This is a genomic window from Pseudoalteromonas undina, assembly GCF_000238275.3.
GTDB classification, from domain to species: domain Bacteria; phylum Pseudomonadota; class Gammaproteobacteria; order Enterobacterales; family Alteromonadaceae; genus Pseudoalteromonas; species Pseudoalteromonas undina.
The window spans coordinates 18,524-33,226 of sequence record NZ_AHCF03000002.1; the positions used below are offsets into that span (position 1 = coordinate 18,524).

Here is a 14,703-nt window from a genome sequence, read left to right on the forward strand (position 1 = left end):
TCAACAGACAAAGGTCAGCAGGCCCTAGTTATTATTTGTTTTAGTGGCTGTTTTTATCCAGTGCTGTGCCCATGAGATAAATTCAGCTTTTGCTTTTGGGCAGCTAAACAAAAATCCTTGTATAGTTAAGTCTGTTTGATAGTGCTTTAGGTAGGCAAGTTCTTCTGGGCGCTCAACACCCTCAGCAACAAGTTGTAGCTGCTCTTGGTTAGTCATATTAATTAATGAGCTGACCACCACTTGCGAAAACTTATCGGTTTCAATATGGCTTATAAAAGAGCGGTCTATTTTAACTTCAGTGAAAGGAAGTTGTTTTAGTTGATTAATATTAGTAAAGCCAGTACCAAAGTCATCCAGCGAAATACCAAAACCAAATATTCTGAATCTATTTAAGGTTTCAAGTTGGGTATAGCTTGAAAGCGCATGTTGTTCGGTTATTTCAACAACCACATCACTGGGAAGCACGCCGTACTTTTGTAATAGCAGCAATAACTTATTAGGGCAGTTCAAATCATTTAACTGGCATGGCGACATATTAAATGACAATTTTAAGCTTTCTCCTAATTGCTCTTTAAGCTGCTTTAAGTCATTGCAGGCTTTTTCAAACAGCGTAAAAGTAATGTCATTGATTAAATCACATTGCTCTGCAAGGCTTATAAAGCGGCTTGGTAAAATAACGCGTTCGTTTTTATTTGAAACAATGCGAGCCAATACTTCAACACTTTGTATTTGGTTATTGTTTATATTTATTTTAGGTTGGTAATACGGTGTTATTTCATTATTTTTTAATGCGTTAATCAGCTTAGCTTTAGTAATTGGGCGCTCTTTTACAAGTGTGTGGCTGTTTAACTGCGCTATTTTGGCAAGTAACGTATTTACCTGATTTAATTGCACAGGCTTGGTAAGGTTACCAATTAAATGCACATTGTGCTGCTTGGCTAGGTCAGCTGCTAGGCTGATTATTTTAGGGTCCATTTCAGAAATAATAACAATCGCACCGCAATAGCCTATTTCACCTAAATTACGGATTAACTCCATACCATCCATTTCTGGCATATTCAGATCAGTAAATATGGCGTCATAAAAGTTTATATCAGGCTTTACTTTCTCTAATGCTGTAACTGCGCTTAAGCAAGTGGTGACTTCTGGCATTTCGAGCTCATTAAAAATCGCTTTCATAACAATTAAAATGGCTTTTGAGTCATCAACAACGAGTATATTTGGCAATTGAGTTCGCATTGGTGTCCTTGGTAGTTGTAGCTTACTTCCTGTAATACTAAAAATAGTCGCTTGAATTGTTTTTGTCAGTATTTCAGGCATTTTTACCTTAAATTGTTGCTAATAAAATGATGCTAGCTCACTCGTGTTTTTTTGGTGGAAAGGTATACTAGCGGCATAATTTATAATGGTTAGAATAATGATAAAAGTCGAACTCTCTCTGGCAGAGCAACCGTTTACGCTAATGATAGCAGAGCAGCAAGTTGTAAAAATATTTCATGATCAGCAAGCGATTGCATTTGAAAACCCACGTGAAAATTATGTCGAGTTTATGCTTGATGAGCAGTTAATTGGTATTGATAGCAGCGAAGTAAGCCAGCAAAGCTTGGCGCTATATGTAAATAATCAGTTTGCAACTCAGTTAGCTTTACCTGCAGCAGCACAAGGCGAACCTAAAAAAGGGTTTTTAGGGCTCGCGGCGCTTGGCTTTAAATTATTTAAAAGTGCTAAAGTTGTTAAAGTGGCGCTTGCCAGTGCATCGGTAGCGGGTTATGCGTGGCTGTTTACCATTGAATTTGCGTTAATGCTGATTGCTTGCCTGGTGGTACACGAATATGGCCACGTACGAGCTATGAAGTATTTTGGCATTAAAACCAAAGGCATTTATTTAATTCCTTTTGTAGGCGGGTTAGCCGTTAGCGACGATAAAATAACTACGCGCTGGCAAGATGTGGTTATATCACTAATGGGGCCTGCCTTTGGTTTGTTTACTTCTGTACTTGGTGTAGTGCTTTATTACGCTACGGAAATGGAAATATTTGCAGGTGTTGCGGTGCTTAGTGCACTGCTTAATTTATTCAATTTACTGCCTATTTTACCGCTTGATGGCGGGCATGTACTAAAAAGCATTAGCTTTTCAATGCGCTCTTGGGTTGGTTTAAGTGTGTGCTTACTAGGTGTGCTATTTGGTTTATGGCTAAGTTACACCTTTGGTTTAATGTTATTAGTGTTCTTTTTATTTGTTGGGGCGCTAGAAATTGTGTTTGAATGGCGCGGCCGCCATTACTCACATTTACTGCCATTAGATAAATATGGACAAGGCTTTTCAGCAGTAATGTATGTGCTGGTAGTTGTAGGCCATGTAGCAGTGATGATGCATTTTGCAGATTCTGAAAATCCAATACTTAGCCTACCGATGACAATTTTATCGAGCTAAAAAAAACAGTATGGCAGATCAAATTTTGCTCACCATGCTGTTTTTTGCACGGTATTTTTTAAGGTTTGTATGGCGATAGCAAGATGTTAGTTTTGGTTTGTTTCTTAATGGGGGAATTGGTATGGTATTATCCCTCAGAATGAAAAATAACAAGAAGCCGTGAGCTGATAAAATTATGGATGATGCGATAAAACAACAAGTAAACCAAAGTACAGTGGAATCTTTATTGTACACGCTTTATTGGTTGGCCTTTTTTTCACTGGCGCTCCCAATGGCTTCATACTTGATTATTTTTTTATCGGGTGGTGGGGCATTATTATTAAATGACATTACTCATTTAGAGCAACTAGATTCGAATCCCGGCTTAGTTTTTATATCTACCTTCCTCACTGCTGTACTTACGCTGCCATTTTTAAAGTCTACTCTTGATGCGCAAAATAAAAGCGAAGTTATTGGGCGTTTAGCAATAGAGAAGGTGGCTCTTTTTCCTTTAATCATTACAGTGCTACTAACAGCGGCTTACGTTTTACTGGAACAATGGCTTTTTGGCTTTATGGAAGTCGCCTTGCCAGGTTTTATGTTAGAAGTTGAAGCACAAACAAACTCGCTTTTAGCTAAAATTATGCTGTTTTTAGCAGCAGTATTTATTGGGCCTATATTTGAGGAAGTAGTTTTTCGAGGAGTTGCATTCTACAGGCTGAAAAAAACAGCCTTGGGAGCTATTGGCGCAATTATTATCCCAAGTATCGTGTTTACATTGTTACATGGGCAGTATGATCAAGTTGAAATTTTTATTTCTCTGTTTGTGTTTTCTTGTTTGATGGGATTAATTCGTCATCTATCGGGTAACTTGTGGTATTGCATTATCGCTCACATGATCTGTAATTTATTAGCACTAGGTGAGATTATTTGGTGAGGTTAAATGACTTATCAGTTAACTTTACTTTCTTACTTAGTTCTTTTGGTTTGCAGCTAGCAAGCGCGATATAAAATCGCGCCTATTTATAACCAAAATACTCACGGATAAAAGCTCAATACCAACGATATAAACACCCCAGTAATAATAAGCTGTACCACGCAAAAACCCATAATATCTTTAGCTTTTAGGCCCGCTATAGCCAATACGGGTAGTGCCCAAAAAGGTTGAATTAGATTAGTCCAAGCATCTCCCCATGCTACAGCCATAGCAACCCTTGCCATATCTGCACCAAGCTCTTGTGCTGCAGGGATAACAATAGGCGCTTGTACTGCCCATTGTCCACCACCTGAGGGCACAAACATATTAACTAACCCCGCACTAATAAAACTGTAAAATGGCAAGCTATCGGCATCAGCGATGGCAATAAAGCCCTGCGATATTTGTTGTGCTAACCCTGTATCGACCATAACCGCCATAATACCGGCATAAAAAGGGAACTGAATTACAATTCCCGCGCCACTTGGAATCGCTTGTTGTAGGCTATTTAGTAAATTGTGGGGGGTCTGATGCAGTGTGATAGCTAAAAATAAGAAAAGCGCTATCACGCTGTTGAGATTTAAGCCGCCACCTGCGATAAAAAAGTAATAACCTAAGTAGGCAAGTCCGAGTAAGCCAATGCCCATGCCAAGCAGTTTGCTTTGCTCTAAATGTTGCGCAGGGCGTGTTATTGTTACTTTATCGGCTAAAGTGTTCTTAAGCAGTGATGGGTCAATATAAACACTGTCTTTTTCACTCGGTAGCATATAACGGTTAACTAACGGCATAATAATAAATAAGCCAATCAGAATCGCAATGTTAAAACCTGCGAACAAGGTTTGCTCGGTGCCAATAATCCCCATTGTTGCCTGTGAAAAATGCCCTTCGCTGGCAATGGTTAGTGGTACGGAACCTGCCAATCCGCCGTGCCATACTACAAAACCTGAGTAAGCACTTGCTACTAATAGCCGATAATCTACTCGAGTTTGTTTGGCAATTGCTTTAGCAAATAAAGCCCCAATTACTAAGCCAAATCCCCAATTAAGCCAGCTTGCTAACAGCGAAATAAATGTCACTAAAATAATGGCTTTTGGAGCCGTATTAGCAAGCGTTGCTAATTTTGTTAATAACTTACTTATTAACGAGGTACTGGCGAGCATGTAGCCTGTTACTAGCACCAACAGCATTTGCATGGCAAAGCTTAGTAAGTTCCAAAACCCGCTACCCCATGATGTGATTACCTCAAGTGTAGTTGCAGGAGTCGCTAAATTCGCAATACCCAAGGTAATAATAGTGAGCATAATGACAAATATAAATGGGTCGGGTAAGTAGCGCTCGACGAGCTTAGTAAACGGGCTGGCAACTTTATTGAGCATAATTAATAACGAGTTAGTGAAAACTTATTTGCTAATTAATCATGAAATCTTAGGATTAGCAAACACAGCTTTGAATAACCACTCAGTAAGGCAGATTTTTTAAAGGTTGCTGATGAGGAGAATGTTACTAGCAAATATTTACCCTGGCAGATATTTGCTAGTTTTATAATTAAGCGTTGCCTAACACATGTTTTAAACGATTTTGTACTTCTTGCACCAGTAAGTCAGGCTGAAATTTTGATAAAAATGCATCACAGCCGACCTTTTCCACCATGGCTTGGTTAAAGCTGCCACTTAGTGAGGTATTAAGTACCACATGTAAGTTTTTTAAGCGGTTGTCGTTACGTATTTCATAGGTTAATCGATAACCATCCATTGAAGGCATTTCGGCATCAGTAATCACCATAAGTAATTCTTTTTCAACATCGCGGCCTTCATCGGCCCAACTTTTAAGCATATTGAGTGCTTCCAAGCCATTACTGGCAGGAACGATTTCGATACCAAGCTGCGATAGCGTATCGCTAACTTGCTTGCGTGCTGTTGGCGAGTCATCAGCATGTAGTATTTTTCGCCCAGAGAATTCGTTAACTATAGTTTGGTCTAACACCCCATCTGAAATATTAACCTCGTACTCAACTATTTCAGCCAGTACTTTTTCTACATCTATAATTTCTACCAAGTGCTCCACGTCGTCGCGCTGTACTTTAGTAAGTGCAGTAATGTAATGATTTTTACCCACTGAGCTGGGTGGTGGCATAATATCAGACCAGGTCATGTTCATGATTTGATCAACCTTACCAATTAAAAAACCTTGGGTGGTACGGTTATATTCAGTCACTACTAAATTACAATCTTCACCATGCTCTTTGTGCGACATAGAAATGGCTTGGCGTAAATCAATCACCGGAATAGATTCACCTCGTATATTGGCAACACCCGTCACCTTAGGGTGAGAGTGCGGTATTTTGCTTAAACGGGGAAGCTTCACTACTTCTTTAATTTTAAATACATTGAGTGCAAATAAATGGCGACTATGTAAATAAAAAAGTAGCAATTCTAAACGATTCTCACCTACAAGCTGAGTACGTTGATCAACTGACGCTAAAACACCTGACATAATAGACCCATTCTTTCCTCATAACTTAATAACTATAGTTTACTCTTATTTTTATTCATAACGAACCGTGAATATTTCGATTACAGTAAAACGTTGCTTAAGTGTTATGATGTGCAGTATCGTGTTACCAAATGATTCAAATAATCAATCGATTAACAAAAAATTATGCATCATATTTTTAAACGTATTGTTGTACTGTTGCGCAGTCACATTGATCAGGTTAGTTGGCAGTCTGTTGTAATTGCAACGTCTTTACACATGCTACTTACTTGGTGCTTATTATTTATGGCTAATGAGCAAGCACTACTTTCGCCAGGGACCTTTTTTTACTACTACACGGTAACCACTTCAACGGTAGGGTATGGAGATTTAAGTCCATCATCTGACTTGGGCCGTTGGATTGTCGCATTAATACAAATACCCTTTGGTTTGGCTTTATTTGGTGTCTTGTTAGGTAAAACAGGGCAAACAGTAACTTACTTAATTAGGCGCGCTATGACTGGTGATAAAAACTTTGCTCACAGTAGTAATCACATTATTATTTTTGGTTGGCATAATGCTCGAACAAAAAAAATGATCGACTATATTTTGGCTGATACTAAACGTACAGACCGCCGTATTTTATTGGCGGTTACTGAACAAATAGAGCATCCATTTTTAAGTAATGAGAATGTTGATTTTGCTCGTTTGACTAGTTTTACCGATTTGGATGAATTAGAACGCGTTGCCATTCGCCATGCCGATAAAGTGATTATTGATGGCCAAGATGACGACCAAACATTTACTACCGCACTGCGTATTAGCCGTTTAGTCAAAGAAGATTGTCACATTAGTGCACACTTTTTTGATGAAACGAAAGTAGAAATGTTATTAGAGCATTGCCACAATGTAGAGTGTAGTAGCACTAAGTCAGCAGAGATTTTAGTGCGCTCAATGCAAGACCCAGGCTCAAGTCGAGTTCAAGAAGAGTTGTTATCTACTTTGCATGGTGATACGCAATTTAGCCTACAAATACCCAGTGATATAAAAACCATGGAATTTGGTAAATTATTTCATCATTTTAAGTACGATCATGATGCAATATTGTTAGGTGTAGCTCATAATTTAAGTGCAAAGAATATGGATTTAAATCCACCTCTAGATTATGCAGTAAATGCGGGTGATATTCTGCATTACATCGCGCAAGAGCGGGTGTTAAGTGGTGAAGTTGATTGGCTTAGCTTGGAAAAATAATGACTGAAGTTGCTTTTTTAATTATTGTTTTATGCGCTTACATTTTTCCTATCATGATAATTCTTAACAGTAAGCGTAGCCAAGGCCATGAAAAAAATGGCTGGCTAGTTGGCGCTATCTTCTTTTCGTGGATAGCGCTGATTCTTTACTTTTCGATTGTGCCCAAGCAAGGGCACGCCAAGAAAAAGTAAAGAATGAGTACCTTTTGTTACTTATTCTAATTGTCTCAGTTTATGCTCAACAAGTGGGTCGTCAGGCACGAGTTGTTGAGCAACTTCTAATAGCTTAATGGCATCATTTGGGCTTTCGTCTTGATGCTTAATAGCTACCTCTATTAAAGGTTGAATATCAATTTTCGCTTGATGCTCTTTAACGTGCGCTGCTTTTTCGTCGATTAAAATAGTGTGAGCCGTACTTAATAACGCTTGGCGATGTGCCGATTTAGCGTTGGCTTTATTAAGTTTTTTATAATAATCCTCTTTTAAACGCAGTGTTTTTGTTTGCAGCCTAAATTGCGCGATGTCGATTTGCTGATCACGAATAAAATCAACCGCTACTTGTTTATAAAAACCAAACTTATTTAAATAGGTGGCGTGAGTGCCGTGACCCATACCAAACACGCGTAAGTGAGTGAGCTGTTTATAGCGTTTAGCATGTTGGCGGTCAATACGATTGGTTGGGTCGTAAATAATGTAACCCTTGGCATCCCCTAAATCTAAATCATGGTAGTCACCTTGCCAGTCATATTGCTGAGCAATTTCAGTACTTGAGCGGTCATCCCAAGGGGCGATAAGTTTGTTTTTGGTGCTAACAGGATGGAAAAGCAGTACTTTATCGAGTTTGAGTAACTTAGCAAATGCACCCACAGCAAAGCCGCCACGACTGAGCCCATAGCCTAACTTAGTTTTAAAAGGAGAGAGTAAAGTTGATAGCTGCTCAATAAAAAAGATTAAATTGCGGTTACGAAACCAATTGCTTTTACCCAAATGCTGAAACGCAATAATATTAACATCTTGCTTTTGCGCTAAATGATAGCCCCAAGGGGCAAAGTCTTCATTTAGATCGCGTTCTTGTATATCGGTGCCCGCAGGAGAAAAAGTAAAAAGTAGGGGTTTAGTGAGGTCAACAAAGTGATATTTTACATACACATCACCGAGTAAATCTCCACCAGAGGTTGGTAGTTTTGCTTGCCTCTCATCATCGCTGAGAGTTAACCATTCATCTAACCAATACAGTAATTTCATTTTTCCTCCAGTAAACGCAAGCCGCAGATCATAACAAATTTGGCCCCATAAGAAAATCGAGCGGTGACATGCTGCGCTGGTGGAGTATTATTTTAATGAAAAAAATGTAGTTATTTTAGTGGCTTATTTCGCCATATTTAAAATTTCATGCCAATCATTTTCGGTCACTGGCATGACCGATAAACGCCCGCCTTTTTTAAGTGCTATATCAGTTATAGCAGTATTTGCTTTGATCGCTTGCAGGCTGACTAAACTACTCAAATGCGCCTGATAGGTTATTTCTACCACAAACCAGCGAGGGTTTTCAGTGGTTGCCTTAGCATCGTAATAGTCGCTACTTAAATCAAATTGCGTTGGATCAGGGTAAGCAGCCTTAGTAACCACACCAAGTCCTGCAACGCCAACCTGTTTGCAGCTAGAATGATAAATCATCACTAAGTCGCCCTGCTTTACATCATCGCGAATAAAGTTACGCGCTTGGTAGTTGCGTACACCTTCCCATAGCGTTGTTTGCTCTGGCGCTTGCTTTAAGTCATCAATTGAAAAGGCGTCGGGTTCGGTTTTAAAAAGCCAAAATGCCATATTAAATTTCCTCAATCAGTGAGTTAGTATTTTTTAACTATTGTATAGTATCATTTATAAATTAGGGGATTGAGGAAGAAATAATGAGCCAAGTATTAGATGATTTATTATCGTTGTTGTCACTTGAAGAAATTGAACAAGGTTTATATCGAGGACAAAGCCAAGATTTAGGTTTTAGAGCGGTGTTTGGCGGTCAAGTTATGGGGCAAGCGCTTTCAGCAGCTAAAGAAACACTGCCTGCGGGGCGTATTGTTCATTCCTTACATTCTTATTTTTTACGTCCAGGCGACGCTGCAAAACCGATTGTGTACGATGTAGAAACTATACGTGATGGTAAAAGTTTTAGCACTCGACGTGTCAGTGCGATTCAGTACGGTAAACCTATTTTTTACATGACAGCGTCGTTTCAAGGTGAAGAGCAAGGGTTATCGCATCAAGCCACTATGCCTGATGTTCCAGCTCCTGAAGAACTGCGTTCTTCGTTAGAGTTTTATCAAGAAAATGCACAGCATATTCCTGAAGCAATCCGTAATAAGTTTATTCGTGAAATGCCGATTGAAATGCGCCCGGTGAACTTTCATAACCCCTTTAAACCTGAAGCCCTAGAACCGGTAAAACATATTTGGTTTAAAGCCAATGGCGATATGCCAGATGATCAACGTATTCATAATTACTTATTGGCGTATGCGTCTGACTTTGAGTTTTTACCAACCGCGCTGCAGCCACATGGTGTGTCGTTTATGCAGCCGAATATGCAAGTAGCGACCATAGATCATGCTATGTGGTTTCATCGTCCATTTAGAATGGATGATTGGATGTTATATACCATTGATAGCCCAAGTGCGAGTTCGGGACGAGGGCTGGTACGTGGGCAGTTTTTTGACCGCCAAGGAAATTTAGTTGCCTCGACGATTCAAGAAGGGGTAATGCGCCAGCGCTAACACTTTAAAATCCACTATATTGAGTTAATTCAATACAGTGGATAATAAGAGTATGTTACTGACATTGAGCGTGAACAATGTCGGTAATTGATTGCCAAATACGTGCTGGCAAGAGTGTTTGCAGTTGCTTGTAGGTCTCGCACAGCTCTTGGCTTCCTTGTAAGCCGCTATCAGATTCACTAATTAGCTTTTGTTCGCGAAGGTTGGAAATAAAACTACTAAGTACCTTCTTATCAAAAAACTCCGGCGTTTTAATACCATGTAACGTACCCAAACGCTGTGCCAACACATAGCTTTCACGTTCCAGTTCTGCTTTTGCAATACCTTGGCTGGTTTGAATAAAGCCAATCACAATCGCATAACGTTGCAGAGTAAAGCTTAATGCACGACCAAGCATTTCGAGTTTGGCAAAGCTATCGTTATTTTGAGTCACTTTAATGTTATCACCATCAAGCTCAATTAAGCCTTGATCGCTAAAGTTAGTTAAAATGCGGGTTACATAGCTTTCATCAAGCTCTTGTAAATACCACTCTTTGGCGAATAACGGATAAAAAGATTTTACCAATTGATGGCAGCGAGTAACGCTACTTTGATGCTGCTTGAATAAATGCAGGGCAACTAAACTCGGCACTGCAAAAATATGCAAAATGTTATTACGATAATAGTTAAATAAGGTTTTTTCTTTATCGTTTATCGCAATAATTTCACCAAACTCATCACTGATCACATCAAACTTATTCAACTTTAAGGCGTGTTCTAGCAGTTGCTCTGGCGTTTCATCGGGTGCGGTTATTTTATTGCTGTAGCTAGCTTCACGTTGTAATCGCAAATAAAACTCAAGCTGAGCTAGCAATTTAGGTTTACTCAATGCGTGCTTATCGTTTACTAGCAGTATCATCGCCAGTAAGTTAACTGAGTTAAGTGCGGCTGCATTGTTAATTTTAACCATAACCTGATCAGCCAGATTAGCCACCTGCGGCCCTAACCATTGTGGCTTTTGCACGTCGGTAGCATGAATTGACTCGCGCCAGTCGGGTTGGTTGTCATTTAGGTATTGGTTAATAGAAATAGGGTCCCCAAAATTTAAATAACCACGACCATAGTTTTTTAAGTTTTTAATCGCTTTAAAAATACCTAATATCGACTCGCCCTTTTTATCATTACCCGCGAGCTCTTTTAGGTAGGTGTTTATTTCCATTACGTGTTCGTAGCCTATGTATACAGGCACAATGGATACTGGGCGATCAATACCGCGCAGCATTGCTTGTAATGTCATGGCGAGCATGCCGGTTTTTGGGGGTAGTAAACGTCCGGTTCTGCTGCGGCCACCTTCGGTATAAAACTTAACCGAATAACCTTTTATAAATAACTGGCTCAAGTACTCTTTAAATACCGCTGAGTAGAGTTTGTTACCAGCAAATGAGCGACGAATAAAAAATGCACCACTGCGGCGGAATATGCCACCTGCAGGGAAAAAGTTGAGGTTGATCCCAGCTGCAATATGCGGTGGTACAAGGCCTTGATGATAAATAGAGTAGGTTAGCAGTAAGTAATCCATATGACTTCGATGACAAGGCATGTAGATTATTTCATGGCCTTTATTGGTTAGGTCATGAATTTGCTCGGTGTACTTTATATCAATGCCATTATAAAGCTTATTCCAAAGCCACGTTAATATACGATCCGCAACGCGGATGGTGGCATCACTATAATTAGCGGCAATTTCATCCAGCAACTTCAAGGCGTTTTGTCGCGCTTGGGCTTGGCTGATGTTTTTTTCAGTGGCCTCGGTTTGAATTGCTTTTTTAATTGTGGGTGATGCTAGTAGTGAGCTAAATAACTGATCACGAGATGGGATTTTAGGCCCTGTAGCAGCCAGCTTTTGACGCTTAAAGTGAACTCGAGCTACACGCAACAGCTTATGAGGAAGTTCATTAACGTCGGCTTTTTCATTAACCAATAAAGATAGGTCGAGTGGCTGGCTAAATCGAATAAAGTTATCTCTTCCTGAAAAAAGTACCACAAAGATTTTTCTAAACCAGCTGGGCGTAAGTGAGTGCGAGAGTAAAGTGCTTAATCCTGGCTTTTCTTTACCCGGCGCTCTGCCCCATAAAATAGTCACAGGCACAACCTGGACATTTTTTTGGCCACTATTTAATAAATGCTCAACAATGTGTTTGCCTTGCGCTAATGCATTGGTAGGTTTTTCTTTATCACCAAATAGCGGGGGAGGGTTTTTAATGCCGATAAAGCGATCTAACGCCTCGTCACCTAATACTTGCTGCTCTGTTGGGTCTGGTAAACCATTTCGTTTACAAACACGTGCCAGTGCCGCTAAATCAAAGCGTGAATTTAAACGCACTATATAAAAGGTCGGGTTTTTAGGGTTTAGCTCAAATTGCTCTAAAGGTTTTTCAGGCAGTACTTTGCTTTTAACAAACAAGCGGCTAATACCACCAGAGATAAGATTTAAACCATAATTTAAAATACGCATTGACTCACCATAAGAGAGTAGTTACCCAAACCAATATGGGTATATAACAGCAAAATTAGCGCATAGGATAACATAATATCTAAAAAATCCCCTGCAGATTAATCGACAAGCTATGACATTATAAAGACACCATCACCTCTATTGCGTTCACTATTAATAAACTTAGCTATTTTTTAAACGACAATAACAAAGTAATAATGTCTAAATAGTTGTTGCATTTATCACCAGTATCATTATAATACGCAGGCTTTCAAAATTCCCTCGGGAACAAGAAAGAATAAATTAAGCTTGGATTTCAAGCTAATAAACAGGAGTTCCGATTTGGAACTCAACGTAGATATAATCAAACAACCGGCATCTTAATTATTAAGATTGTTTCGGTCGTTTTTTTATGCTCTTTAAATGCTCTTTATATTGAGGTTTAAGAATGTCAAATCAACGCATTCGTATTCGCCTAAAAGCTTTTGACCACCGTTTGATTGACCAATCAACGGCGGAAATCGTGGAAACTGCGAAACGCACTGGCGCACAAGTACGTGGTCCAATTCCACTACCTACACGCTTTGAACGTTTTACTGTACTTACATCACCGCACGTTAACAAAGACGCGCGTGATCAGTACGAGATCCGCACCCATAAACGTCTGATCGACATCGTAGAACCAACTGACAAGACTGTAGACGCACTTATGCGTTTAGACCTTGCTGCTGGTGTTGATGTTCAAATCAGCCTGGGTTAATCGGAAGATTAGAGAGGTTTTAGGAAAATGGCATTAGGTCTAGTCGGTCGTAAAGTGGGTATGACACGTATCTTCACTGAAGATGGTGTATCTATCCCTGTGACAGTTATTGAAGCGACTCCTAACCGCATTGCTCAGATCAAATCTGACGCAACAGACGGTTATAACGCGCTTCAAGTAACCGCAGGCACTAAAAAAGCAAGCCGTGTAAACAAAGCAACAGCGGGTCACTTCGCTAAAGCTGGTGTTGAAGCGGGTCGCGGTCTGTGGGAATTCCGCCTAAATGGTGGTGAAGGCGATTTTGAAGTAGGCGCTGAGCTTACTGTTGAATTATTCAACGAAATCAACAAAGTTGACGTAACCGGTACTTCTAAAGGTAAAGGTTTCCAAGGTGGTGTTAAGCGCTGGAATTTCAGCATGCAAGACGCTACACATGGTAACTCTCTATCTCACCGTGCTCCTGGTTCAATCGGTCAAAACCAATCACCTGGTAAGGTGTTTAAAGGTAAGAAAATGGCCGGTCAAATGGGTAATGAGCAAGTAACAACTCAGAACCTTGAACTAGTTCGCGTTGACGCTGAGCGTAACCTGCTTTTAGTTAAAGGTGCAGTACCTGGCGCTATCGGCGGTGACGTTATCGTTAAACCAGCTGTTAAAGCATAAGTCCTGGAGATTTAGTGATGGAATTAGCAATTAAAGACGCTTCTGGCGCTCTTGAAGTTTCTGAAGCTACTTTTGGACGTGAGTTTAACGAAGCATTAGTACACCAAGTAGTTGTTGCATACGCAGCAGGTGCTCGTCAAGGTACTCGTGCTCAGAAGACACGTTCTGAAGTAAGCGGTGGTGGTAAAAAACCATGGGCTCAAAAAGGTACTGGCCGTGCACGTGCTGGTACAATCCGTAGTCCAATTTGGCGTTCAGGTGGCGTTAGCTTCGCAGCTAAACCACAAGACCACAGCCAAAAAGTAAACCGTAAAATGTACCGCGGTGCGATCAAAAGCATCTTATCTGAATTAGTTCGTCAAGAGCGTTTAATCGTTGTTGAAAGTTTTGGTCTTGAAGCACCAAAAACTAAAGAACTAGTTGCTAAGCTTAAAGAACTTGAGCTTAAAGATGTTCTTATCGTGACTGAAGAAGTAGATGAAAATCTTTTCTTATCGGCACGTAACCTGTACAAGGTTGACACACGTGATGTAGCTGGTATCGATCCTGTAAGCTTAATTGCTTTCGATAAGGTACTAATTACAGCTGCTGCTGTTAAGCAACTTGAGGAGGCGCTAGCATGATCCGTGAAGAACGTCTTTTAAAAGTGATCCTTGCTCCACACATCTCTGAAAAAAGCACGATTGCTGCTGAAGAAAACAACACTATTGTTTTCAAAGTAGTAAATGATGCAACTAAAGCTGAAATTAAAGCGGCAGTTGAGAAGCTTTTTGAAGTAGAAGTAACTGGTGTTCGCACACTTAACGTTAAGGGTAAAACAAAACGTACTGGCATGCGTTTCGGTCGTCGTAGCGACTGGAAGAAAGCTTACGTTACTCTTAAAGAAGGTAGCGAGCTGGACTTTGTCGGCGGCGCCGAGTAATAA

At 40.0% G+C, this 14,703-nt stretch carries 15 protein-coding genes; 9 read left to right on the forward strand and 6 right to left on the reverse strand.

Annotated elements, in window-relative coordinates:
- Positions 1-24: 24 nt before the first annotated feature.
- Positions 25-1,239 carry an EAL domain-containing response regulator gene (locus PUND_RS00705; RefSeq protein WP_010391923.1) on the reverse strand — a complete coding sequence of 405 codons (1,215 nt, stop codon included), beginning with the start codon at positions 1,237-1,239 and terminating at the stop codon, positions 25-27.
- A gap of 178 nt (positions 1,240-1,417) precedes the next feature.
- Here PUND_RS00705 and PUND_RS00710 point away from each other — a divergent pair, with 178 nt between their 5' ends.
- A complete protein-coding gene (locus PUND_RS00710; RefSeq protein ID WP_010391925.1) occupies positions 1,418-2,434 on the forward strand; it encodes a metalloprotease in 1,017 nt (338 codons plus the stop codon).
- A gap of 175 nt (positions 2,435-2,609) precedes the next feature.
- Positions 2,610-3,350, forward strand: coding sequence for a CPBP family intramembrane glutamic endopeptidase (locus PUND_RS00715; protein WP_010391928.1), 741 nt, complete (start codon positions 2,610-2,612; stop codon positions 3,348-3,350).
- A gap of 101 nt (positions 3,351-3,451) precedes the next feature.
- Here the strand turns inward: PUND_RS00715 and PUND_RS00720 are convergent, their stop codons facing one another.
- Together PUND_RS00720 and PUND_RS00725 are read right to left on the reverse strand one after the other, a co-directional pair.
- Positions 3,452-4,765, reverse strand: coding sequence for a short-chain fatty acid transporter (locus tag PUND_RS00720; RefSeq protein WP_010391931.1), 1,314 nt, complete (start codon positions 4,763-4,765; stop codon positions 3,452-3,454).
- Positions 4,766-4,934: 169 nt separating this feature from the next.
- Positions 4,935-5,882: a chemotaxis protein CheV gene (locus PUND_RS00725; RefSeq protein WP_010391933.1), complete on the reverse strand. Its 948-nt coding sequence runs from the start codon at positions 5,880-5,882 to the stop codon at positions 4,935-4,937.
- A gap of 165 nt (positions 5,883-6,047) precedes the next feature.
- On the opposite strand from PUND_RS00725, the gene PUND_RS00730 reads away from it, so the two are divergent.
- Entirely contained in the window at positions 6,048-7,115 is a 1,068-nt protein-coding gene (locus PUND_RS00730) for a potassium channel family protein (RefSeq protein WP_010391935.1), read from the forward strand.
- The gene (locus PUND_RS00735; protein WP_010391937.1) at positions 7,115-7,306 is read left to right on the forward strand and encodes a hypothetical protein; all 192 of its coding nucleotides are present in this window, start codon (positions 7,115-7,117) and stop codon (positions 7,304-7,306) included. Before PUND_RS00730 ends, PUND_RS00735 begins: the two co-directional genes overlap by 1 nt.
- Before the next feature lie 21 nt (positions 7,307-7,327).
- Here the strand turns inward: PUND_RS00735 and PUND_RS00740 are convergent, their stop codons facing one another.
- The gene (locus tag PUND_RS00740) at positions 7,328-8,359 is read right to left on the reverse strand and encodes a hypothetical protein (RefSeq protein WP_010391939.1); all 1,032 of its coding nucleotides are present in this window, start codon (positions 8,357-8,359) and stop codon (positions 7,328-7,330) included.
- A gap of 123 nt (positions 8,360-8,482) precedes the next feature.
- Positions 8,483-8,941, reverse strand: coding sequence for an EVE domain-containing protein (locus tag PUND_RS00745; RefSeq protein ID WP_010391941.1), 459 nt, complete (start codon positions 8,939-8,941; stop codon positions 8,483-8,485).
- Between the two features lie 83 nt (positions 8,942-9,024).
- Between PUND_RS00745 and tesB the strand changes: the two genes are divergently transcribed.
- Positions 9,025-9,882: an acyl-CoA thioesterase II gene (gene tesB / locus PUND_RS00750; protein ID WP_010391943.1), complete on the forward strand. Its 858-nt coding sequence runs from the start codon at positions 9,025-9,027 to the stop codon at positions 9,880-9,882.
- Between the two features lie 55 nt (positions 9,883-9,937).
- On the opposite strand, the gene plsB is transcribed toward tesB, so the two are convergent.
- Complete coding sequence (plsB, locus tag PUND_RS00755) at positions 9,938-12,376, reverse strand: glycerol-3-phosphate 1-O-acyltransferase PlsB (RefSeq protein ID WP_010391947.1); 2,439 nt, start codon at positions 12,374-12,376, stop codon at positions 9,938-9,940.
- Positions 12,377-12,803: 427 nt separating this feature from the next.
- Here plsB and rpsJ point away from each other — a divergent pair, with 427 nt between their 5' ends.
- Genes rpsJ through rplW form a run of 4 tightly spaced genes read left to right on the forward strand, consistent with a single transcriptional unit; the run spans position 12,804 to position 14,700 of the window.
- Positions 12,804-13,115 carry a 30S ribosomal protein S10 gene (gene rpsJ, locus PUND_RS00760; protein WP_002957900.1) on the forward strand — a complete coding sequence of 104 codons (312 nt, stop codon included), beginning with the start codon at positions 12,804-12,806 and terminating at the stop codon, positions 13,113-13,115.
- 27 nt (positions 13,116-13,142) lie between these two features.
- Positions 13,143-13,778, forward strand: coding sequence for a 50S ribosomal protein L3 (gene rplC, locus PUND_RS00765; RefSeq protein WP_008108338.1), 636 nt, complete (start codon positions 13,143-13,145; stop codon positions 13,776-13,778).
- Between the two features lie 17 nt (positions 13,779-13,795).
- The gene (gene rplD / locus PUND_RS00770; protein WP_008108340.1) at positions 13,796-14,401 is read left to right on the forward strand and encodes a 50S ribosomal protein L4; all 606 of its coding nucleotides are present in this window, start codon (positions 13,796-13,798) and stop codon (positions 14,399-14,401) included.
- Positions 14,398-14,700: a 50S ribosomal protein L23 gene (rplW, locus tag PUND_RS00775; protein WP_006791359.1), complete on the forward strand. Its 303-nt coding sequence runs from the start codon at positions 14,398-14,400 to the stop codon at positions 14,698-14,700. The genes rplD and rplW overlap by 4 nt, the downstream gene beginning before the upstream one ends.
- Positions 14,701-14,703 lie beyond the last annotated feature (3 nt).

Excerpts from the sequence above, each read along its gene's own strand:
- PUND_RS00705 (WP_010391923.1), bottom strand. The coding sequence starts at position 1,239 with ATGCGAACTCAATTGCCAAATATACTCGTTGTTGATGACTCAAAAGCC.
- PUND_RS00710 (WP_010391925.1), top strand. The coding sequence starts at position 1,418 with ATGATAAAAGTCGAACTCTCTCTGGCAGAGCAACCGTTTACGCTAATG.
- PUND_RS00715 (WP_010391928.1), top strand. The coding sequence starts at position 2,610 with ATGGATGATGCGATAAAACAACAAGTAAACCAAAGTACAGTGGAATCT.
- PUND_RS00720 (WP_010391931.1), bottom strand. The coding sequence starts at position 4,765 with ATGCTCAATAAAGTTGCCAGCCCGTTTACTAAGCTCGTCGAGCGCTAC.
- PUND_RS00725 (WP_010391933.1), bottom strand. The coding sequence starts at position 5,882 with ATGTCAGGTGTTTTAGCGTCAGTTGATCAACGTACTCAGCTTGTAGGT.
- PUND_RS00730 (WP_010391935.1), top strand. The coding sequence starts at position 6,048 with ATGCATCATATTTTTAAACGTATTGTTGTACTGTTGCGCAGTCACATT.
- PUND_RS00735 (WP_010391937.1), top strand. The coding sequence starts at position 7,115 with ATGACTGAAGTTGCTTTTTTAATTATTGTTTTATGCGCTTACATTTTT.
- PUND_RS00740 (WP_010391939.1), bottom strand. The coding sequence starts at position 8,359 with ATGAAATTACTGTATTGGTTAGATGAATGGTTAACTCTCAGCGATGAT.
- PUND_RS00745 (WP_010391941.1), bottom strand. The coding sequence starts at position 8,941 with ATGGCATTTTGGCTTTTTAAAACCGAACCCGACGCCTTTTCAATTGAT.
- tesB (WP_010391943.1), top strand. The coding sequence starts at position 9,025 with ATGAGCCAAGTATTAGATGATTTATTATCGTTGTTGTCACTTGAAGAA.
- plsB (WP_010391947.1), bottom strand. The coding sequence starts at position 12,376 with ATGCGTATTTTAAATTATGGTTTAAATCTTATCTCTGGTGGTATTAGC.
- rpsJ (WP_002957900.1), top strand. The coding sequence starts at position 12,804 with ATGTCAAATCAACGCATTCGTATTCGCCTAAAAGCTTTTGACCACCGT.
- rplC (WP_008108338.1), top strand. The coding sequence starts at position 13,143 with ATGGCATTAGGTCTAGTCGGTCGTAAAGTGGGTATGACACGTATCTTC.
- rplD (WP_008108340.1), top strand. The coding sequence starts at position 13,796 with ATGGAATTAGCAATTAAAGACGCTTCTGGCGCTCTTGAAGTTTCTGAA.
- rplW (WP_006791359.1), top strand. The coding sequence starts at position 14,398 with ATGATCCGTGAAGAACGTCTTTTAAAAGTGATCCTTGCTCCACACATC.